This is a genomic window from Bacillus sp. FSL M8-0277, from assembly GCF_037975305.1.
GTDB lineage: Bacteria > Bacillota > Bacilli > Bacillales > Bacillaceae > Bacillus > Bacillus pumilus.
Window position 1 is genome coordinate 382383 of the sequence record NZ_CP150255.1, and the last position, 24833, is coordinate 407215.

General features: G+C 45.3%; 5 protein-coding genes and 1 riboswitch. All 5 genes read left to right on the forward strand.

The window, feature by feature from the left end; translation table 11 throughout:
• The first annotated feature begins 7 nt into the window (after positions 1-7).
• The 5 genes from MKZ05_RS02055 to MKZ05_RS02075 all read left to right on the forward strand — a co-directional run bounded on the left by MKZ05_RS02055 (position 8) and on the right by MKZ05_RS02075 (position 24794).
• The gene (locus MKZ05_RS02055) at positions 8-1099 is read left to right on the forward strand and encodes an ABC transporter ATP-binding protein (RefSeq protein WP_339161151.1); all 1092 of its coding nucleotides are present in this window, start codon (positions 8-10) and stop codon (positions 1097-1099) included.
• Positions 1099-1968, forward strand: coding sequence for an ABC transporter permease (locus tag MKZ05_RS02060; protein ID WP_003214329.1), 870 nt, complete (start codon positions 1099-1101; stop codon positions 1966-1968). Before MKZ05_RS02055 ends, MKZ05_RS02060 begins: the two co-directional genes overlap by 1 nt.
• Positions 1961-2764 carry an ABC transporter permease gene (locus MKZ05_RS02065; protein WP_003214190.1) on the forward strand — a complete coding sequence of 268 codons (804 nt, stop codon included), beginning with the start codon at positions 1961-1963 and terminating at the stop codon, positions 2762-2764. Before MKZ05_RS02060 ends, MKZ05_RS02065 begins: the two co-directional genes overlap by 8 nt.
• Positions 2765-3134: 370 nt before the next feature.
• Positions 3135-3227, forward strand: a riboswitch (cyclic di-GMP riboswitch).
• Positions 3228-3372: 145 nt separating this feature from the next.
• On the forward strand, positions 3373-14079 hold the full coding sequence (locus MKZ05_RS02070; RefSeq protein ID WP_339161154.1) for an amino acid adenylation domain-containing protein: 10707 nt from the start codon (positions 3373-3375) through the stop codon (positions 14077-14079).
• A 20-nt stretch (positions 14080-14099) separates the two neighbouring features.
• A complete protein-coding gene (locus MKZ05_RS02075; RefSeq protein ID WP_339161157.1) occupies positions 14100-24794 on the forward strand; it encodes an amino acid adenylation domain-containing protein in 10695 nt (3564 codons plus the stop codon).
• The last annotated feature ends 39 nt before the right edge of the window (positions 24795-24833 follow it).

The following is a 24833-nucleotide window of genomic DNA, read 5'->3' on the forward strand; positions in this document are numbered from 1 at the left end:
TGATCGTATGAGTGGAATCCATTTAGAACATATTAGCCAGCATTTCGGCGAGCAGATTGCTCTTAACGATGTCAGTCTTACGGTGAATGAGGGAGAGTTTTTCTCCCTTCTTGGTCCTAGTGGCTGCGGGAAATCAACGTTATTAAACATCATTGGCGGTTTTTTAGAGCCAACAAAAGGTGTCGTCTATGTTGGTGATCAGAATGTGACGAATTTACCGCCTTATCAAAGAAAAACGGGTATGGTTTTTCAAAGCTATGCACTCTTTCCGCATCTGACTGTATTTGATAATGTGGCGTATGGGTTAAAGGTTCAAAAGAAAAAGAAGGCAGAAATTAAAGAGAAGGTAATGGAGAGTTTGTCTCTTGTGCAATTAGAAGCGTTTGCGAAACGTATGCCGCATCAATTAAGTGGTGGACAGCAGCAGCGGGTAGCGATTGCAAGGGCGCTTGCGATTCAGCCATCTGTTCTTCTTCTTGATGAACCGCTCAGCAACCTAGATGCAAAACTAAGAAAAAATATGCAGACAGAGCTTCGAAATATTCAAAGGAATGTCGGAATTACCACCATTCTCGTGACCCATGATCAAGAGGAAGCATTAAGTCTTTCTGATCGGGTTGGGATTTTAGGAGAGGGGAAAATCCAGCAGATTGGGACGCCTTTAGAGGTGTACCGCCAGCCGAACAATCGATTTGTTGCTGAATTTATCGGACAAGTGAACCTATTTGAGGCGGTCTATGATGAAGCGAAAGCTGCATTTATCGTTCCTCATTTAATCCAGTCAAACGGGCAGGAAGTTCAATTAAAGGTAGCGGCACACCAAGAGAAGAAGGAGAAGCATTTACTCATGCTCCGTCCGGAAAGAATCAACATATCTTCTGAGCGGGAAGACATTCAGTCCAACCATGTATCAGGTGTGCTGACTGATGTCAGTTATATTGGTCACTCATTACGTTTGGTGGTGGGGCTCGATAGCGGTGAAATGATTGTTCATGCTTCTGATGCAGCATTTCCAGAGCTGCCGAAAACTGGAGAAGCTATTCATATCAATTGGCAGCCTGAAGATATCGTTTTCCTAGATTCGAAGGTGCATACGTGATGCGTATCAAGAAAAAGAATCAGCGATTTCATTGGTTCATGCTGCTGCCGGCGTGTTTGTTTCTTGTTGTATTTCTTCTAGCGCCGCTTGTGATGATGTTCGTGCTCAGTTTTCGTGATGTGGATTCAATGATGAACACATTACAAACGTATAGCTTTTCTCAATATATTCATGTGTTCACGACAGATGCGTATGTGAAGGCGATTGGAAGTACAGTGTGGGTAGCCTTACAGACAACGGTGATTTGTTTATTGATGGCATACCCTGCGGCATACGTGCTCGTCAAGGCACCTCATCCGCGTCTGCGGGCATTTTTCTATATCTTACTTGTCTCGCCGCTTTTGACAAGCGTTGTGATTCGGACATTTGCATGGATTGTCCTTCTTTCACAAAATGGTCTGATCAATGGCATGTTATTAGATTTACATGTGATTGAGAAGCCGCTCTCTATGCTGTGGAATATGAATGCGGTGATTATTGCTTATGTCCAGGTCATGCTGCCTTTTGCAGTGCTGCCTATTGCGACGAGCTTAACTGATATGGATCGTCATTTACGATCGGCTTCTATGAGTCTAGGAGCTGGACGAATTCGAACCTTCTTTCATGTGACCTTTCCATTGACCATTCCAGGGATGGTGACTGGGGCTATTATTGTCTTTTCGCTGGCGGCTGGGAGCTATATCACTCCGCTCTTAGTCGGCGGAAGAATGCAGCCGCTGCTACCGCTGTCTATTTATCAGCAGGTCATGCAGGTGTATAACTTGCCTCTTGCTGCAGCGATGTCCTTTACGTTATTGGTTTGTGTGCTTGTGGTGGTCAGTTTATTAAGCTATCTATTGAAGCGCTGGGAGGCGAGGATGCATGCGTAAAAAATCATTAGGTGATCGCTTGCTTTCCATCCTGATTTGGACTGCTGGGTCATTGGTTTATCTCTTTTTGACCATACCTGTTCTTGTCATTGTCCTATCTGCTTTTAGTCCAAATGCCTTTCCTGAATTTCCGCCGACTTCGTTCTCTGTTCGTTGGTTTCAAGAGGTCGTGTCGAATCCAGAATGGATGGAGTCTCTGCGTATCAGTGTGATTTTGCTATTCATCGTAACGCCTCTCACGGTTCTTTTAGGCACGATGGCTTCGTATGCTTTAGCAAGGCTTTCCTTTAAGGGAAAAGAGGCGATTCAAGCCTTCATTTTGTCACCTCTTATGATTCCTCAAGTAGTGTTAGGGATTGCCATGCTCTATTTGTTTACGGCTATGGGGTTTACGGGATCTTTGTGGGCGCTTGTCATAGGTCATGTCATCATTGGCTTTCCCTATGTGGTTCGAACAGTAGGTGTCAGTGTCTCGAATTTGGATCCGCGGCTTGAGCTAGCTTCAATGAATCTTGGCGCAGGACCCATTCGCACATTCTTTCGAGTGACGCTGCCTTTGATAAAGCCAGGAATTATTGCAGGTGGGGTATTTTCTGCCGTGACGTCATTTGGGGAAATATCGATCAGTTTGTTCGTTTCCTCTCCCCAAACGATTACGATTCCCGTCAGGACGTTTAATTACATTGAGCAAACCTTTGATCCGAGTGTCAATGCGATATCTGTCATATTTATTATCATTTCTATCATTGCGTTGCTCATTATTGAAAAAACAATTGGCCTGTCTAAGGTGATGTAAATATAATGAAGAAACAAGGGAGCTGTCATTTGAAATGGCAGCTCTTTTTGTGTTGTTTTTACGGTAAATATTTTCAATTTTTTAGGGAATATAGTTCTTAAGATTTAAGAAATTGTGGAGGATGGAAGGAGACCTCTATCCTACATTTTCGGTCATATTTGCAAAATTTAAGGGAAAACATGAAATTTTTGCGGTATTTAGTCGATTCTTTTCGGTTGAACGCAACTATTATTAGTTATTTTCGGTAAATATCGTAAATTATTATGTGATTCATTCGGCATAACGCATGAATCTTTACACCCATTTTTCGGTGAAAAAAACAATAATTTCATATAAAGTGGACGTAATATAGAAAATATTTAAAAAGAAAAGAAGAAAAAGGCAAATCTATGGAAACGTAGAGACGCAAAGCCATGTCCTAAGGTAAATGTTGCTTTTTTACTAAGGTCGCCAGGTTACCGAATCAAAATGGGAGTCCCTCCGTTTTATTCGGGGTGGGCTTCTTTCCGTATTCTGTCTATTTTAATGAAATAGACTTGGTTCTTTTGATATAGAGGGTGCTGGGTGTCACATTGGTGGAGAAAACATAGAAGAGGCGGAGGATGAAAATGAATACAGTTTATTACCCCTTAACACATGCGCAAAAGCGAGTATTCTACACGGAAAGATTTTATCCAGGTACAAGTATTTCTAATTTGGGTGGATTCGCCAGATTGAGATCGGTATCAGGTTTAGATCCATCTTTGGTCGTTGACGTGCTTCAAGCGTACATTCGCCAAACTGACTCCCTTCGGTTGAGGCTGGTGTATCGACATGAGCAGGAGGAGCCTGTTCAATATATCAAGCCTTATGAAGAACAGCCGATTCGCATGGAAAAGGGCTGGAGTGAAGAAAAAGTGAGGGCTTGGGCGAATGAGCAAATCCGTGAGCCGATGCCGTTGATTGACAGTCCCTTGATTGAATTTACGGTCTTTCAAATCAGTGATCAAGAGTGCTGGCTGTTTTGTAAAGCACATCATATTGTGGCGGATGGCATCTCCATTATCTTAATGGGAAATCGCATCATCGACTTATACCAGGACATGCTGCAGGGGGTAGACATCTCACCGGTTGAGGAGATTTCCTTCGTTGACCACATCATGAGTGAGCAAAGCTATGAAACTTCTAAACGATTTCAAAAAGACCAAGCTTTTTGGAATGAGCAATTTGCCAATATTCCAGATTTCGCTTCATTAAAACCGCATAAGGGATACGAGATGAGTTTACATGCGGAGCGATTTTCAGGGGATATTCCAGATTCTTTGAAGGAGAAACTTCGTGCGTTTTGTGAGGAGCAGAAAGTCAGTATGCTCTCGATGTTTATGTCCACTGTTTATGTATATTTACATCGTTTTAGCGGCATGGGGGATGTTGTTCTTGGAACCTTTATGGGCAACCGAACAAACGCCAAAGAAAAAAAGATGATTGGTATGTTTGTTTCCACCATTCCGATGCGTGCATCTGTTCAGGGGTCGCAATCATTTCTGGATTTCGTCAAACAGGTCATGGCGGATCAAATGAAGATCTTGCGTCACCAAAAGTACCCTTACAATCTTCTCATGAATGATTTGAGAGAAAGAGAAGGGTTTACAGGACGCCTTTTTGATATTTCTTTAGAATACCAGGTCATGCAGTGGCAGAAAAAAGAGAATCTGTCTTTCATTACTGAACCGATCTTTAGCGGGAGCGGAATGAATGATATTTCCATTCATGTAAAGGACCGCTGGGATACTGATACATTGACCATTGATTTGGACTACCGTACAGATGTATTCACCGAAGAAGAAATCAGTAAGATGTTTGATCGATTCTTAATCATACTAGAAGCGGCAGTCTCCCAGCCTGACCAGCTGATTGGGAAACTCCCTTTACTTCCACCAGATGAACAAAAGGAACTGCTTCAATTATCTGAGAGAAAACCTTTTGAAAAGCCAGCTGAAAAGCCGGTTCACCACCTGTTTGATGAGACAGCCAATAAGTATGCAAAGCGAACAGCTGTTGTAGCAGAAAATGGAGCATTTACTTATGGAGAACTGTTTCAAAAGGCAGAAAAGCTGGCGCGTTTTTTACAAATGAAAGGTGTCTCGCGTGATGTGCCTGTTGCTGTCTTAATGGATCGGAAGGCAGAGGCTATGGTGTCGATCTTCGGCATATTAAAGGCTGGCGGGGCGTATGTACCGATTGATCCGGCATTACCTGAGGAGCGTATTCAATATATTGTGGAGGATTCTGGTGCTTCCATTGTGTTAACAGAGGAATCGTTCGTTTCAACATACCGTGCCCTCTCGGAAAAAATGGTCGTGCAGCAGCAAATCGCATTAGATGATGAACTGCTGCCTCAGCTTGTAGATCAGTCGGTACCAGAGGATTTGGCTTATATGATTTATACATCGGGGACGACTGGAAAGCCGAAGGGCGTCATGATTGAGCATCTTCAGCTGCATCATTTGGTCCATGCCTTGCATCATGAGATTTATGAAGAGGCGAGTGAGCTTCAAATGGCGCTTCTTGCACCATTCCATTTTGATGCATCGGTGAAACAAATCTTTGCTGCGCTATTATTTGGGCATACGCTTCATATCATCCCGCGAGAATCAACGAGAAATGGTGTTCAATTAGCGGCTTATTATAAAAAACATCAAATTGAAGCAGCAGACGGAACACCGGCGCATGTGCAGCTTTTACTTGCAGCGGAATTAGATGGGCTGTCCTTGAGGCATATGTTAGTTGGGGGAGAAGCATTGCCTGCGAAAGCAGCATATTCTCTTATCGAAGCGGTTCGGATGAGTGAGCCTGATTTTACTTTGTGGAATGTGTATGGTCCGACTGAGACGTGTGTCGATGCGGCGGTTCATCGCCTAGAACTAAGTGAGCTGCGCGAATCCTCTGAACAGCAGCGTTATGTGTCAATCGGAAAGCCGCTCGGTCATCACCGTCTTTACATTTTAAATGACCATGATCAATTACAGGTACAGGGGGCTGCTGGAGAACTGTGCGTTGCAGGGATAGGTGTTGGACGAGGCTATGTGAATCAGCCTGAATTGACGGAGAAAGTATTTACGGCAGATCCATTTTCTCCAGATGAGCGGATGTATCGAACAGGGGATCTAGTCAGATGGCTTCCGGATGGCACAATTGATTATCTTGGCAGAATGGATGATCAAGTGAAAATAAGGGGTTACCGCATAGAAACAGGCGAAATTGAAGCAGTGATGGAGCAGGTAGATGGAGTGGATCAAGCTGTCGTACTTGTTGTCGAAGAAGCGGATGGGGAAAAGGTGTTAAGTGCTTACTATCAAGCTCGTCATGAAAATGTGTCAGTTGACATACTTCAAGCCGCTATCAAACATCAGCTACCAGCTTACATGATGCCGCTCTATTTCAAAGAGCTCGATGCATTTCCACTCACAGTCAGCGGCAAAGTTGATCGTCGTGCGCTTGCTGCCTTAAAAGGTGATAAAGCCGTTCAAGCTGTTTATGCTGCGCCTAGAAACGGTCTCGAAACGAAGCTTGTACGTTTGTGGGAAGAAATTCTTGGTCAAGAGAAGATTGGTATATATGATTCCTTCTTCGAACGAGGGGGGCATTCACTGAAAGCAATGACTGTACTCACACATGTGCAGCGAGATTTTCAGGTGGAGGTGCCGCTGTCCGTTTTATTTGAACAGCAGACCATTGCCGCTTTGGCTGCCTACATTGAGCAAGCGGAAACATCTTCTGAAACGGTGATACCTAAAGCACCTGCCTTAGACCATTACCCATTGTCACCTCCACAGCAGCGCGTTTATATGGTGAGTCAATTAGAGCAAAGCACTGCATACCATATGCCAGCTGTTGTGAGGTTAAAAGGAACACTGCAGCAAGAGAAGCTGACGGAAGCCTTTGAAAAACTCATCACACGTCATGATATGCTGCGTACGTCTTTTCATACGTTGAAAGGTGTTCCGCGTCAACGGGTAGCTCCATCCGTGCCTTTTCAAATAGAGCAGCTAACAGGCGGTACGATGGAAGAAAATATGCAGCAATTTGTCAGACCCTTTGACCTTGGGTGTGCACCACTTCTTCGCATTGGCCTGAAGTCATTAGATGATCAGGAGCACCTGCTCTTTTTCGATATGCATCACCTGATTTCAGATGGTCTTTCGATTGATTTGATGCTGCGTGAGCTGTCAGATGCTTACGAGGGATCGGTCAAAGACCCATTGAAGCTTCAATATCAGGACTATGCTGTTTGGCAAGAACAACAAGATTTTCAAAAAGAAGAAGCATTCTGGCTGCAGGAATTTTCGGGTGATCTTCCTGCTTTACAGCTGCTGACCGATTATCAGCGCCCAGCGGTCCAGTCGTTTGCAGGGGATCGTGTGATCAAAGAAATCAATGAAACGTTAAAGCGGCAATTACAGGAGCTAGCGGCAAAACACCATACGACACTGTATACGGTTCTGCTTTCTGCTTACTATACATTGCTTGCGAAGTACACGGGTCAAAAGGAATTCGTGGTTGGAACACCGGCGGCGGGGCGAGTGCATGCAGACTTGGATGACATGATCGGCATGTTTGTCCAGACACTTGCTTTGCGGTCCGAGGTTGATCCGAATGGAACCATGTCGCAGTTGATCGAGCAAGTGAAGGAAAAGACGATGCATGCATTTGAGCATCAGCAATATCCATTTGAACGACTGCTTGAAAAACTGAATGTGCCAAGGGATTTTAGCCGTCATCCATTATTCGATACCGTTTTTACACTCATGCCAGATCATGAATCAGCCCAGCATATAGGAGAAATGCAAGTTGAAATCGAAGAAACCAATTTCCATATTGCAAAGTTTGATTTAACGCTGCAAGCGATGGAGTCAGATCAAGGGTTATCCTTTGTCCTCGATTACAGTACGGCGCTATTTAAACGAAGTACAGCCGAGCAGATGCTTCATCATTATATGTATTTGCTGAAGCAGATGGTTCAAGCGCCGGAGGAGGCAATTCGATCTTATCGATTACTGTCTGAACAAGAAGCAGAAGCTCAACTGAATCTGTGGAATCCGTTACCGACGCCTTATCCGTCAGAAGAAACCATTGTGACGCAGTTTGAAGCACAGGTGCAGGCGCACGGTCATAAGTCTGCCCTCCAATGTGAAGGTGTGATTCTTTCTTACCAAGAACTAAATGACCGTGTGAATCAGCTGGCTCATTATTTACGTGAACATGGGTTTGAAAGAGGGATGAAAGCAGCCTTATTCTTTGAACGGTCTAATGAGATGGTACTCTCTGTTCTAGCTGTACTTAAGGCGGGCGGCGTCTATGTACCAATTGATCCTGATTTCCCTGATGAACGCGTGAAGCACTTTTTAACAGACAGCGGTGCGCAATTCTTACTGACACATCAAGTGCTGCGCCATCGTTCGGTGCTTGCTTCTTTCGAGGGAACCATCATCGAAACAGAAGATCGTGGAATTGTTCAGCAATCAGACAGCAATATAGACATTCGGGTATTGCCAGAGGATTTGGCGAATTTGACCTATACATCTGGTACAACTGGAAAACCTAAAGGAAATATGGTGACACACCGGAACATTTTGAGAACAGTGAAGCAATCAAATTATCTTGCCATTCATCATGAAGACACGGTGATGAGCCTATCAAACTATGTATTTGATGCTTTTATGTTCGATGTGTTTGGTGCTTTATTAAACGGTGCGAAACTGATTGTTCTGCCAAAGGATCATATCTTAAACATGAATGAGCTTTCTGGAGCGATTGAGAAGGAGAAAGTCAGTATTTTAATGATCACGACAGCTCTTTTTCACTTACTTATCGATATGAAAAAAGGCAGCCTGAAGAACGTCAGAAAAGTTCTATTTGGTGGAGAACGTGCTTCCGTACCTCATGTCATGACTGCACTTGAAACGGTAGGGGAAGGCAAGCTTGTTCATATGTACGGTCCTTCTGAAAGTACGATTTTCACTACGTATTATCCAGTGAATCACATTGAGGAGCAGGCGTTATCCATTCCAATCGGAAGGCCAGTGAGTCAAACGGCTGTTTATATTGTAGATGAATTTGGACAGCTGCAACCGCCAGGTGTAGCAGGAGAGCTATGTGTCGCTGGTGATGGACTGGTCAAAGGATATTATGGGCAGCCAAAACTCACAAGTGAAAAATTCGTGGAAAATCCTTTCCGCTCTGGTGAGGTCATGTATAAAACGGGTGATCTTGCCCGCTGGCTGTCAAATGGAGAGATTGAATTCATTGGACGAATCGATCATCAAGTGAAGATTCGTGGTCAGCGTATTGAACTTGGAGAAATTGAGCATCAGCTGCTGCGCCATCCGCAATTAAAGGAAGCCGTCGTCATTGCAGCCCCAAATGACACATTATGTGCATATTTTACAGCCGAAGGATCCGTCTCATTAACTGATTTGCGCGAGCAAGCAGGACGTGAACTGCCTGTGTATATGATGCCGTCATTCTTCATGCAATTAGACGAGCTTCCGTTGACGAATAACGGCAAGGTAGATAGGCGAGCGTTGCCAGTGCCTGACCTAAGTGAGCAGGGGATAAATGAGTATTTCCCTCCTCAAACCGAAACAGAGCATCACGTAGCGCGCATTTGGGAGGAAGTTCTTGAAGTGCCGCGAATCGGCAGGAACGATCATTTCTTTGAATGCGGCGGCCATTCGCTACGCGGCATGAAAATGCTGAACAAGCTGTATGAAGAGATGCATGTGGAGCTCACTTTGAAGTCTTTATTTGAATCCCCGACATTAGAGGCGTTTGCCTTGGCGGTTGATCAAGCGGATCAAACGGAGATCAAGCGAGTGGAGATCGCAGAAGAAGCGGCCTATTATCCAGTGACATCTGCTCAGAAAAGACTGTTTGTATTGGAGAAAATGACCGATGCGGAGCAAAGCTATCATATGCCGGCTGCTTTAAAGCTAGAAGGTGCTTTTGATGAAAAACGATTTAAAAAAGCGATTGAACAGCTTGTCCATCGTCATGAAGCATTCCGAACGAGCTTTGATTTTGTTGAGAATGAACCTGTTCAACGGATTGAACCAAACATCTCCGTAGACATTGAGACAATCGAAGGGAACGGAAGAGACATACAGGAATTGATGAATGATTTTATCCGTCCTTTTGATATAGAAAAGGCGCCTCTACTCAGAGTAGGTCTAGTTTCTGCTTCCGTAAATGTCCATTATTTACTGATTGATATGCATCATATCATTTCAGATGGTGCATCTGTGGGCATTTTAATTGAAGAGCTTTCAGCCTTGTATCGAGGAGACAAACTAGAGGAATTACCTGTTCAATATAAGGATTATGCGGTTTGGTCAAAAAGCGAGACGTTTGCTGCACAAAAAAGAGCTGAAGAGGCGTTTTGGCTGGAGCAATTAGAAGGAGAACTGCCTGTACTGGCACTCCCAGAAGATTTGCCAAGACCAAAAGTGCAAACATTCGCAGGAGATCGTGTCTCATTTACAATCAATGGGCCGCTTAAAGCGAAATTGGATGAGCTGGTCAGAGCACTCAACAGTACGACGTATACAGTGCTGCTCACTTGCTACAGTACCCTTTTAAGCAAGCTTTCGAGACAAGAAGATATCATCATCGGTTCGCCGATTGTAGGCAGAACTCATCCTGATATTCAATCTGTCATTGGCATGTTTGTGAACACGCTGGCACTTAGAACAAAGCCAGCAGGACATCTGACAGCCGCAGAATTTGCGTCAAATGTTCATCAGCTTGTGTTAGAGGCAAATGAGCATCAGTTGTACCCATTTGAAGAATTGGTAGACCGAGTACAAGCGGTTCGAGACACTAGCCGTCATCCAATCTTTGATGTGGTGTTCTCGATGGAAAATGCGGATATCCGTAATTTAACGATGGATGGACTTCATATTGTTCCGGAGCCATTCGAAGAGAATATCGCCAAATTTGATTTGACCTTAACTGGAAACGAATCGGCTGATCACATTGAGCTTGTGTTCGATTTTAATTCTTCTATCTTTCAACAGTCGTCGATTGAAAAGTGGAAGGAGTTTTTCCTTCATTTATTGGAACAAATGGTATCAGCGCCAGATCAATCGCTAGATCAAATGCAGCTATTATCATCGAAGCAGCAGCAAAAAATGCTCAACGAATGGTCAGGTCCTGTCCTAGACGTTCCGTCAGATCAAACGGTTCATGAACTGATCGAGGCTAAGGCATTTGAAGCACCTCATCAAAAAGCGGCGATCTTCTGCGGAACGAGCTGGACGTATGAAGAGCTGAACAATCGGGCGAATAGAGTCGCTTCAAGACTTATCTCAAGGGGCATAAAACGAGGAGATCGTGTCGGTATTCTCACCCGTCCGTCCCTTGACATGACGGCAGCTGTCCTTGGCATCTTGAAGTCAGGTGCGGCATTCGTTCCAATTGATGCGGATTATCCGGATCAGCGTATTGCCTACATGCTGGAAGACTGCGGGGCAGAGGTTCTTCTCATGCAAAAAGGATTAACTGCACCAACTTCCTTTGCAGGTCATGTCCTGTTGATAGAAGATACCGTAGAAGGCGAAGCGCAAGAAATTCAGGTTCATGTCAAACCAACAGATCTCGCCTATATGATTTACACATCGGGAACGACAGGACAGCCGAAAGGTGTCATGGTCGAGCACCAGTCCCTTGTGAATCTTGCGTTCTGGCACAATGATGCCTTCCAAGTGACAAATGCGGATCGAATCGCTAAATATGCCGGCTTTGGCTTTGACGCCTCCATTTGGGAAATGTTCCCGACATGGATTGCCGGCGCAGAGCTGCACATCATTGATGAAGCGATTCGTCTCGATATGATCAAGCTCAATGCGTATTTCAATGACGAAAATATCACCATTGCATTCCTGCCAACTCAGCTATGCGAGCAGTTTATGTCGATGGACAATCACTCCTTGCGTTACTTACTAACAGGAGGAGACAAGCTGAAACAGGTAAAACCAGTTCCATATCAACTCGTGAATAACTACGGTCCGACAGAAAACACCGTCGTGGCGACAAGCGGGATCATCGATCCAGATCAAGGCACGCTTCCGATCGGAACAGCGATTGCCAATACCCGTTTTTACATTATGGGTTCGTTATATGACCTCTCGCCGCCAGGCGTACCGGGTGAGCTTGTGATCGCAGGAAAAGGACTGGCAAGAGGGTACTGGAATCTTCCGGAGGAAACAGAGAAAAGCTTTGTCCCAGATCCATTTTATCCAGGTGAGCGTATGTACCTGACAGGCGACTTAGTGAAATGGACAGAGGATGGCGAGCTGATCTATCTCGGCAGAAAAGACCATCAGGTCAACATCCGCGGCTTCCGGATTGAGCTGTCAGAAATTGAGGCGCAGCTCCTTGCGCTGGCAGAAGTCAAAGAAGCAGTTGTGACAACGGTGAAAGATGCCAGCGAACAGGATGCCCTTGCCGCTTACGTCATCACAGATGAAGAAACGACCGACCTAAAAGAAAGTCTAAAACGAACGTTGCCAGACTATATGGTGCCTTCATGGATCATCAAGCTAGACCAACTGCCGATGACGGCAAATGGCAAAGTCGATCTGAAAGCATTGCCAGCACCTGATATGGAAGCGAACCAAACAGCATACGAAGCCCCAAGAGACGAAGTGGAAACACTTCTATGCGGCATTTGGAAAGACGTGCTTGGCGTCAGCCAAGTCGGCATTCACGATCACTTCTTCTTCCTTGGCGGAGATTCAATTAAAGGCATCCAAATGGCAAGCAGGCTCACACAAGCGGGCTGGAAGCTTGATATGAAGCTATTATTCCAGTATCCAACCATTGCCGAGCTGCGCCCATATATCGAAGAAGCTGATCAACTGACAGCCGACCAATCACCTGTCGAAGGGGAAGTCATGTTGACTCCAATTCAACGCTGGTTCTTTGAACGAAACTTTACGAGTCAGCACCATTGGAACCAATCAGTTATGCTCCAAGCGCCAAATGGCTTGGATGAAACCATCGTTCAGCAAGTGTTGGAGCAGCTCATGATCCATCATGATGCCTTGCGAATGGTGTATCCGCTTGAAGAAGGACGCGTAATCCAGCGTCATCGAAAAATCGAAGAAAACTTGGTGGCTGTTGATGTGGTAGAAGTACAAGGGGAACTGTCGCAGCAAATCCAGCAGGTAGAAAACCTGGCAAATGAAGTGCAGGCGAGTATATCGCTAGCGGAAGGACCTTTAGTAAAGCCAGCCATTTTCCGAACGGATCAAGGGGATCATTTACTGCTCGCTGTACATCATCTTGTCATCGATGGTGTGTCATGGCGTATTTTCCTTGAAGATTTTATGGCTCTTTATGAACAGTCGAAGCGCGGGGAAATCCTGACACTTCCTGAAAAAACACACTCTTTCCAAGAATATGCCCAGAAGCTGACGGAATACGCGATGTCAGATGAGTTGCTGTCGGAAAGAGCTTATTGGAAAAAGGTACTTGCGCATTCTGTTACACCGCTTCAAAAGGATCATGTGACGGAGGATCAGCGGATGCTTCATACACAGACCATTCGTTTTACATTGTCTGAGGAGGAAACGCGCAGTCTGCTGACAGATGTACATGAAGCATATCAAACAGACATCAATGATATTTTGCTGACAGCACTCGGATTGTCCATGAAAGAGTGGACTGGTGAAGACAGACACTTTATTCATCTTGAAGGACACGGAAGAGAGAACATCCTCCCTGCGGTCAATGTATCACGGACGATTGGCTGGTTTACAAGTATGTATCCTGTGTTACTGGATATGTCGCATGCAGACGATCTTTCTTATCAGATCAAGCATTTAAAAGAGGAACTCAGGCACATCCCGAACAAGGGAATCGGCTATGGCATATTAAAATATTTAACCCCTGACAAGATGAAGGACGATATCTCATTTGAGCTCGCGCCACATATCAGCTTTAACTATCTTGGTCAGTTTGATGAACAGATCAGCGGTGAGTTAAGCCGCTCAACGTGGCATCCAGGACAATCGCTGAGTCCTGAATCAGAGAAACCTCATGCACTTGATATTGTTGGTTTCGTCGAACAAGCCATGCTCCATGTGACGATTTCTTATCATCATCTTGAATTTGAAGAACGTACGATGGAACAATTCAAGGACCTTCTTGAAAAGAATGTGAAGGCGCTGATCTCACATTGCGTATCACAGGAGGAAACCCAGATGACACCTAGTGATGTAGGGGATGAAGATCTCACGATGGATGAACTTGAAAAGCTAATGGATATATTTTAAGCAAACGAAGAGGTGGACATATGAGCAAGCAGAAGATTCAAAAGGTATATCCTTTAACACCCATGCAGGAGGGCATGCTGTATCATGCCATGCTAGACCCTAATTCCTCCTCTTATTTCACACAGCTTGAGCTTGGAATAAGCGGAGAATTTGATCACGCTCTTTTTGAAAAAAGTCTCAATGAGCTCATACGGACATATGACATTCTCCGTACAGCCTTTGTTTATCAACAATTACAAAAGCCTCGTCAGGTTGTACTTGCTGAACGTCATCTCGATGTGTATCGAGAGGATCTATCACATCTGAATCATCAAGAGCAGCAAAAGGTATTGGATCAATATAAAAAACAAGTGAGAAAGCAAGGATTTCATTTAACAAATGATCTGTTATTGAAGGTCGCTGTTTTTCAACTAAATGAAACAAATTGGCATCTAATTTGGAGCAACCATCACATCATCATGGATGGTTGGTCCATGGGTGTTTTAATGAAAAAACTGTTTCATTACTATGAATCTTTTCGGAACGGTCGAACGCCGGATCGCTCACAGGGTAAGCCTTATGCAGATTATATCCAGTGGCTTGGAAAGCAAAATAAACAAGAAGCGGAAAGCTATTGGCAGGAGCGTCTAGATGGAGCGGTTCAGCATCAAGGGCTGCTGCAGCAAAAAGAAGCGAACGGACAATACGACCATCAGGAATGGACGTTTACATGGGATGCTCAAACGGTACAAGCCATTCAAAATGTAGCAAGACAATGCCAAGTGACAGCCCCGAACCTGTTTCAGGCTGTCTGGTCTGTTCTTTTAGGCACCTATCATGCAGCTGATGACGTCACGTTCGGCACCGTTGTATCGGGCAGACCTCCAAGTGTATCTGGAATTGAGCGCATGGCAGGGCTGTTTATCAATACGATACCCGTTCGAGTGACATTGGATCAGAAACAGACGTTTAAACAGCTGTTTCAAAAGGTTCAGCAGCACGCACTGGAAGCGGAAAACTATGATTTTATGCCGCTTTATGACATTCAGCAGAAGACAGCTGCTGGAGGGCAGCTCTTTGATCATTTGGTTGGGTTTGAGAACTATCCTTTAGATCAGGAGCTGTCTGGTGACACCATGTCTGCACGTCTTGGTTTTTCCATTGATGTAAAGGACGGATTTGAACAAACGAATTTTGACCTAAATATCCTTGTGTATCCAGGTGAAACATGGACATTGAAAATCAAATACAACGCCATAGCTTTTGAAGAAAAGATCATTGAAAACATATCGAAACATCTAACCAATCTCATGAAGCAAATCATCCAAAACCCTGAAGTACGCCTTCAGGACGTGACGTGTATCACGGAAGAGGAGAAGCAGCAGATCAAAGCGTGGAATCAGACGGAGCGAGATTATCCGAAGCATCTGTCTATTCCTGAGCTGCTCAATGAACGTGTGAAGGCGCAGCCTGACCATCTGGCATTAGTTGAAGGCGATCAAACATTCACGTACGAGGAGCTCGGACAAGAAATCAGTCGTTTAGCTGGCAGTCTTATTGAGAAAGGCGTACAGCCAGGAGATGCTGTTGCAGTGTATATGAACCGATCAGCTGATGCGGTGATTGCCATTTTAGCAGTTCTGCACGCAGGGGCAGCTTATGTGCCGATTGATCCTTCGCAGCCTGAAGAAAGAATCCGATTTATGCTTGAGGACAGTGGCGCATCCATTTTGCTTCATGCTGATAGTCAGCCGCCAGTTGATGAACAGATCAAGGCTGTACATGTGACGAGTCAGCCTCATCACTCACACATGGATGTATCAGTCAGGACGTCTCCATCTCACTTGGCGTATATCATGTATACATCGGGATCAACTGGACAGCCAAAAGGGGTTCAAATTGAGCATCAGCACATTGTGAGATTGGCTTGTTCTCAGGAGAAATTAGGCTTGAATAAGTCGGATCGTATGGCGCATACAGGAGCGGTCAGCTTTGACGCCATTACCTTTGAAATCTTTACCACGCTGCTGGGTGGGGCGACGCTGTATCCTGTTGACCGCGATACTTTATTGGATATTCATCGATTTGAACAATTTATCCAAACACATCAGATCACGACGCTCTTTTTAACGACTGGATTATTTAATCAGCTCGCTCAGCAGCGGCCGCAAATGTTCAAAGGATTAACCACATTAATTACAGGCGGTGACGTGATCAATGTGAAGAGTACGGAGCTTGTGAAACAGCATCATCCAGCACTTGTTTTGCTGAATGCCTATGGTCCAACAGAAAATACAACCATCTCGACCATTTACGAAGTAAGAGGAGATGAAACGGGTCCAATTCCAATTGGCCAGCCGATTAACCATTCGTCGGCTTATATTTTAGATGGTGATCAACGATTGCAGCCAATTGGAGCGCCAGGAGAGCTGTATGTTGGCGGGGATGGTGTCGCAAGAGGATATCTCCATCGTCCAGATTTGACCAATCAAGTATTCATGGCAGATCCTTTTAAGCCGTCAGGCCGTTTGTATCGAACAGGGGATTTGGCTCGGTATGGCGCGGATGGCCAAATCGAATTCCTCGGCCGGACAGATGATCAGGTGAAAATTCGAGGCTTCCGTATTGAGCTTGGTGAAATTGAATCAGTGCTTCAGCAAAAAGTGGGCATAGATGATGCGGTTGTGCTTGTCCATTCGTTTTCCTCAGATGAAAAGGAAATCACCGCTTACTTCACAGGGACAATGACAGAAGAAGAAGTGCGAGATTTATTTAATCAAGAGCTGCCAGCTTATATGGTGCCGCACCATGTGATGAAACTGGAGGCTTTTACGCTCACATCGAACGGCAAGGTAGATCGAAAAGCTTTACCAAAGCCGGACGAAGCGTATCAGGAGAAAAAGGAAATCATTCCGCCTGAGACGGAGACAGAAAAGGCACTCGCTCAAATTTGGGAGGAGCTTCTTGGAAAAACGGTAGGAGTAGATGAACATTTCTTCATGGCTGGCGGGCACTCTCTTAAAGCGATGATGATGTCCGCGAAGATTCAAGAGGTGCTTCAAAAGGAAATGCCGATTCAAGTGATTTTTGAGAAGCCTACGATTCGTTCATTAGCGGGATATATCGATCAGGATGGTCAAGAAGAAATGGGGCATCCGATTTTACCAGCAGAGCAGGCGGACGAGTATCCGGTATCACCAGCTCAGCGCCGTTTATACATTTTGCAGACACTTGAACCAGACAGCACGAATTATCATATTCCAATCGTCTTAACGCTTGAAGGAACGCTCGAATATCAGCGGCTCAAATCGGCGTTCGATCAGTTGATCCAAACGCACGAAATCCTAAGAACGAGTTTTCATATGAATGGAGAAGATATTGTTCAAAGAGTGAATGAATGGACGGGATTTGACCTTCCTGTTCATGATATCAAGGAAGAAGAGGCGGAGGCATTTCTTTCTGAACATCAATCACCATTTGATTTAACAGCTGCGCCTTTATTACGAGCCCAGTTGTTGAAGATCAGTGAAAACCGTCATCTTCTCGTCTTGGAAGCGCATCATCTCATTACAGATGGCAGCTCCATGAAGACGTTCATACAAGATTTGGCGAAGGCCTATGATGGCGAAGCTCTTGCAGAAAGAACCATTCATTATAAAGATTACGCTGTCTGGCAGTTAAGTGAAGAAGAGACGGAGAAACAGAAGGAGCATGAAGCCTATTGGCTGAAGCAATTCGAAGGAGACTTGCCAGTATTAGAGCTGCCAACGGATTATTCGCGTCCAGCGGAACGTGATTTTTCAGGAGAACGATTCATGTTTGGCTGTGATCAAGCGACGACTCAGCGGATTCATGACCTGCTTCAGAAAACAGATACGACCATGTACATGTTCTTGTTATCTGCTTTTCAGGTGCTGCTTGCCACCTATAGCGGTCAGGAAGATATCATCGTTGGTTCCCCTTTTGCAGGACGGACACATCCTGATATACAGGACATGCCAGGGATGTTTATCAACACCGTTGCGATGCGCGGAAAACCAGAGCAAACGAAAACATTTTTACAGCTGCTTGAAGAAATAAAAGAAACGAGTGTTGATGCTTTTGCTCATCAAAGCTATCCGCTTGAAGAGTTAATTGCACGTCTTCCGTTAGATCGTGATACAACCCGAAGCCCGCTCTTTAGCGTGTCATTTAACATGCAGAACATGGAGGTTCCCGCGCTAAAGCTCGGCGACCTGCACATTTCGCCTTATGCCATACAGCATCACTCAGTCAAATTTGATTTGTCTCTAGAAGCATTTGAACGAGAGGGAGCATTAAAGCTGAGCTTTGACTATGCAGCGGCGTTATTTAAAGAAGAGACGGTCCGCAGATTCGGAACGCATCTTCTTGCGATTATTCATGAAGCGGTCCAACACCCGGAGGAACAGATCGGCTTGCTCCCTATTCTTGAACAGCATGAGCAAATAGAGCGGTTGGAGAAAAAAGACGAAGTGCAAACAAATCATCATGAGCTTTTCCACGTCCAATTTTCACGTCAGGCAAAGGAAACACCAGATGCCATTGCGGTGATGGATGATCAACGGAAGCTCACTTACCGCAAGCTGGAAGACATGTCAAATGCGCTTGGCAGTGAACTGAAGATACGTGGCGTCGAGAAAGAAAAGACTGTAGCGCTGATTCTTGATCGCTCTGTCTATGTCATCGTTTCAATGCTTGGTGTGATGAAAGCAGGAGGTGCATTTGTGCCAATTGATCCGGCCTTCCCTGCGGAACGTATCAACTACACATTAGAAGATTCAGGTGCACAAGTGATCGTAACAAATGAGTCTCTTGCAGGGTCCTATCAACATCACAAGTCGATTCAGGTCGTGCAGGTTGAAAAAGCAGTACTTCAAAGCCGCATGTTAGATTTACCGGAAGCATCAGCCAATCAACTTTCGTATGTGATTTACACGTCTGGGACAACAGGAAAACCGAAGGGTGTTCAGCTCACGCATCGTAATCTATCACACTACGTTAACTGGCTGACAAATGAGGTGACATTGCAAGAATGCGATCGGACGGCACTTCTTTCTTCTTATGCATATGATCTTGGTTACACAAGCATTTTCCCTGTCTTAAAGGCAGGAGGAACCCTGTATGTGCCTCGTGAAGATGTGTATACAGACCCGGTACGACTCATGCGTTTAATTGATGAACAAGAGCTGACTTATATAAAAATGACACCATCCTTATTTCATATGATGGCAGATTCGAAGGATCATGCATTTAACGCTTTACGCCTTGTCATACTTGGAGGAGAACCGATTGTCTCTGAGGATGTGGAGACATTTATGGAACAGCATCCATGTGTGGCTGTGATGAACCACTACGGCCCGACAGAGACAACCATTGGAACTGTGACCAAGCTGATCACAAAACAAGAGCTAGGCACACTCAAGGATCGCTCTGTGATCGGACAGCCAATTGCTCACACAAGAGCGCTCGTACTCAATCGGCAGCAGCGCTTCATTCCTTATGGTGCACCTGGAGAGCTTTATATATCAGGGGAAGGTGTATCGAGAGGGTATTTGAATCAGCCTGAATTAACGGCAGAGCGTTTTCTAGAAAATCCGTATTTTTCTGAAGAACGGATGTATCGTACAGGAGATTTGGTCAGACAGCAGGCAAATGGAGACATTGAATTTCTCGGAAGAATAGATGATCAGGTGAAAATCCGCGGCTATCGTATTGAGAAGCAGGAAATTGAGCATGCCGCACGTGCACGATTATCCATTCAAGAGGTGTATGTCAAAGTACTTCATATGTCCCGTTTACCAGAGCTTGCACTTTATTACACGTCGCCTGAACCGATTGGAACACTGACGTTTAGAGAAAAGCTTGCGGAGACACTGCCGGATTATATGATCCCAACGTACTTTGTCAAAGTCGACCACATCCCGCTCGCGCAAAACGGAAAGGTAGATGCGAAGTCTCTGCCGCTTCCGCACGAGGTGCATATGAATCGCGCGGTCCATGTAGCACCAGACACGGCACTTGAGCAGACGCTTTGCGATATTTGGTCAGAAGTACTTGCGGTTGAACAAATAGGTGTGCATGATCACTTCTTTGAATTGGGAGGTCATTCCCTCAAAGGCATGGTGCTCATTTCAAAAATGCAAGCCAAGCTGAACAAGCATGTGCCGCTCAAAGCCCTTTTTGAAAAGCCAACGATACGCGCGATGGCAGCTTATTTAGAAGAAGTGGGTTCCTCGGACATGACATCCATTCAGCCGGCGGAGAAGCAAGATTTCTATCCTGTCTCTTCTGCTCAAAAGCGGATGTATGTGTTGCAGCAGCTGCATCCAGAAGCAGTGACTTACCATATGCCTGCCGTATTGATGATGGAAGGCAGTCTAGATGTAAAGCAGCTAGAAGAAGCGCTGCAAGCCTTGATCGAACGACATGAATCATTGCGGACAGCCTTTGTAGAAATTGACGGCGTACCCGTTCAAAAAGTGTATCGCCGAGTGCCGTTTACGTTAGAGGTTGTTGAAGTAGAGAAAGGTCATGAGCAACCTGTCATAGACGCATTCATCACCCCATTCTCATTACATCAAGCACCATTAATGAGGGCAAAGGTGGCGAAGCTTTCTGAAGAAAAATATGTGTTCATGATGGATATGCACCATATCATCGCAGATGGTGTCACACGCAGTCTGCTCATTCAAGAATTGGCAGAGCTATATGAGAAAAAGACGTTACCGCCAGTTCAGCTGCACTACAAGGATTATGCGGTGTGGCAGCAGGAAGAAAAGCAGCAAGCGCTGCTCCAGAAACAGCGTCAATATTGGCTGGAGCAATACGCAGAGCCACCTGAAGATTTGGCACTGCCACTTGATTTTCCGCGCCCTCATGTCCAGTCATTTGAAGGAGACCGAGTCGATAGATGGTTATCTCTTGAGAAGGTGCAGACCATTAAAGCACTCATGGCTGAAAAAGGTGTAAGCATGAACATGGTCATGCAAACGGCATTTGCTATTTTCCTTTCCAAATTAACTGGGCAGACAGATATCGTCATAGGCGCTGTCACAGCAGGACGTACACATGCTTCAATCGAACGGGTTCCAGGCATGTTTGTGAATACACTGGCTCTTCGACATGAAGTGCAGCTCGAGGAAACGACAGCACAATTGCTTGAAAAAATGAAAGATCGAAGTCTATCAGCCTATGAACATCAAGAATTTCCGTTTGAGGAATTGGTAGCACAGTTAGATCTTCCGAAAGACACTAGCCGCAACCCATTGTTTAGTGTCATGCTGACAACGGATGACCGTGATATGACGTTACCGAATCTAAATGGTCTCAAGCTTTCGCAAAAACAGCAAGAGACAGTTCATGCAAAATTTGATGTAACGCTCGGTGTATTCGAAGAAAAGGACCAAGTGGGCTTACGCTTTGAGTATGCAACAGCGCTGTTTAAAAAGAAGACCATTCAGCGTTGGAGTCGATATTATGAACAAATCATAGACGAGATGCTGGCGAAGCTAAATGAACCAATTTCATCGCTTTCGATCTTAAATGAAGAGGAAAAACAAGAGCTGATCAATGAATGGTCAGGCCCTGTGCTACATGTACCGTCAGATCAAACGGTTCATGCACTGATTGAGGCTAAGGCATACCAGATACCTCATCAAAAAGCGGCGACCTTCCGCGGAACGAGCTGGACGTATGAGGAACTGAACAATCGGGCAAATACAGTCGCTTCAAGGCTTATCTCAAACGGCATAAAAAGAGGAGACCGCGTCGGCATTCTCACCCGTCCGTCCCTTGACATGACGGCAGCCGTCCTTGGCGTCCTCAAGACAGGTGCGACATTCGTTCCAATTGATGCGGATTATCCGGATCAGCGTATTGCCTACATGCTGGAAGACTGCGGGGCAGAGGTGCTTCTCATGCAAAAAGGATTAACTGCACCAACTTCCTTTGCAGGTCATGTCCTGTTGATAGAAGATGCCGTAGAAGGCGAAGCGCAAGAAATTCAGGTTCATGTCAAACCAACAGATCTCGCCTATATGATTTACACATCTGGAACGACAGGACAGCCGAAGGGTGTCGTGGTCGAGCACCATTCTCTTGTCAATCTTGCGTTCTGGCACAATGATGCCTTCCAAGTGACAAACGCGGACCGAACCGCCAAATATGCCGGCTTTGGCTTTGATGCTTCCATTTGGGAAATGTTCCCGACATGGATCGCCGGCGCAGAGCTGCACATCATTGATGAAGCGATTCGTCTCGATATGATCAAGCTCAATGCGTATTTCAATGACGAAAATATCACCATTGCATTCCTGCCAACTCAGCTATGCGAGCAGTTTATGTCGATGGACAATCATTCCTTGCGTTACTTACTAACAGGCGGAGACAAGCTGAAACAGGTAAAGCCTGTTCCATATCAACTCGTGAATAACTACGGCCCAACTGAAAACACAGTCGTAGCGACAAGCGGGATCATCGATCCAGATCAAGGTACGCTTCCGATTGGAACAGCGATTGCCAATACCCGTTTTTACATTATGGGTTCGTTATATGACCTCTCGCCGCCAGGCGTACCGGGTGAGCTTGTGATCGCAGGAAAAGGACTGGCAAGAGGGTACTGGAATCTTCCGGAGGAAACAGAGAAAAGCTTTGTCCCAGATCCATTTTATCCAGGTGAGCGTATGTACCTGACAGGCGACTTAGTGAAATGGACAGAGGATGGCGAGCTAATCTATCTCGGCAGAAAAGACCATCAGGTCAACATCCGCGGCTTCCGGATTGAGCTGTCAGAAATTGAAGCTCAGCTTCTTGAACTGAATTCAGTCAAAGAAGCAGTCGTGACAACGGTCAAAGATGCCAGCGAACAAGATGCGCTTGCCGCTTACGTCATCACAGATGAAGAAACGACCGACCTAAAAGAAAGTCTAAAACGAAAGTTGCCAGACTATATGGTGCCTTCATGGATCATCAAGCTTGACCAACTGCCGATGACGGCAAATGGCAAGGTCGATCTGAAAGCATTGCCAGCACCAAATATGGAAGCGAACCAAACAGCATACGAAGCCCCAAGAGATGAAGTCGAAACACTACTTTGCGGCATTTGGGAAGACGTGCTTGGCGTCAACCAAGTCGGCATTCACGATCACTTCTTCTTCCTTGGCGGAGATTCGATTAAAGGCATTCAAATGGCAAGCAGACTCACACAAGCGGGCTGGAAGCTTGATATGAAGCTATTATTCCAGTATCCAACCATTGCCGAGCTGCGCCCATATATCGAAGAAGCTGATCAACTGACAGCCGACCAATCATCGGTTGAAGGGGAAGTCATGTTGACTCCAATTCAACGCTGGTTCTTTGAACGAACATTCACTGACCAGCATCATTGGAATCTCTCGATGATGCTTCATGCGCCAAATGGATTTGACCTTTTGATGACAGAACAAGTGATGCAGAAATTACTTTCACATCATGATGCACTGCGCATGGTATACAGGCAAGAGGATGGCGGCATCCTGCAATACAATCAGCGGGAGCTCACTGAACCGATTGCGGTTATTTCTCATGATGTCTCTAAAGAGCACGACGTGAAAAAAGCCATTTCCACCTATGCCAACGAGTATCAGCGTCAGCTGAACCTCGAAACAGGTCCGCTCATGAAAGTGATCTGTTTCCGTGCAAAAGATGGCGATCACTTACTTATCGTGACACACCATCTTGTGATTGATGGTGTCTCATGCCGAATTTTACTAGAGGACTTTATGTCTCTTTATCAACAGGCAGCCCAAGGACAAACGCTCGTCCTACCGCCTAAAACCCACTCCTTTAAAGAATGGGCAGAGGCGATCGAACGATACGCACAGTCCAAGCCGTTAAAAAGCCAAAGTGAGTACTGGAATGAGATTGACAGGACGCCAATGACCACTTTACCTGTTGATCATGAAGTAACGAAAAGAAAAGTTGCTCAAACAAAAGCAGTACAGATGCAGCTTTCAGAGTCCGAAACCGAGCATCTTTTGACCGACATTCATCTACCGTACACAACGGAAATGAACGATATTCTTCTATGTGCGCTCGGTCTTGCCGTTCAGGAGTGGACAGGTGAATCCCATGTACATGTGCAGCTTGAAGGTCATGGAAGAGAGGATATTTTATCAGGGCTGGATGTCTCCCGCACGGTTGGATGGTTTACGAGTATGTACCCAGTCGTACTGAAAGCAAAGTCGGATCAGACCGTAGCTGAGGCTATTAAAGAAACGAAAGAGATGCTGCGGCGTGTCCCGAATAAAGGGATCGGCTACGGGATTTTAAAATACCTCACAGCCACTGAATCGTCAGGACAGCATGTACAGCCTGAAATCAGCTTGAACTATCTGGGGCAGATTGATCAAGAAGTGACGACAGAACTCTTTAGACCGTCCGCCTATGATATGGGACGACAAGCAAGCCCTGATTCAGAAGCTGTCTATAAGCTGAATCTCAGTGGTCTTGTTCAACATAATCGATTCATGATGTCGTGTTCCTATTGTACAGATGAATATGAAGAACAAACGATACAGCAGTTCATGGCATTGCTAAAAGAAAAAATCCAATCCATCATGACTCATTGTTTAGCGCAGCACGAACGAGAATTTACGCCAAGTGATTTCTCTGCTGGTGACCTTGAAATGGATGAAATGGACGATATATTTGACATGCTTGAGGAGAAATTGACCTAACAACATGAGATCAGTCATAAAAACGGGAAGGGAGGATGA

Bases quoted from the DNA above. Each gene is read 5' to 3' on its own strand.
- MKZ05_RS02055 (WP_339161151.1), top strand. From the start codon at position 8: ATGAGTGGAATCCATTTAGAACATATTAGCCAGCATTTCGGCGAGCAG.
- MKZ05_RS02065 (WP_003214190.1), top strand. From the start codon at position 1,961: ATGCGTAAAAAATCATTAGGTGATCGCTTGCTTTCCATCCTGATTTGG.
- MKZ05_RS02075 (WP_339161157.1), top strand. From the start codon at position 14,100: ATGAGCAAGCAGAAGATTCAAAAGGTATATCCTTTAACACCCATGCAG.
- MKZ05_RS02070 (WP_339161154.1), top strand. From the start codon at position 3,373: ATGAATACAGTTTATTACCCCTTAACACATGCGCAAAAGCGAGTATTC.
- MKZ05_RS02060 (WP_003214329.1), top strand. From the start codon at position 1,099: ATGCGTATCAAGAAAAAGAATCAGCGATTTCATTGGTTCATGCTGCTG.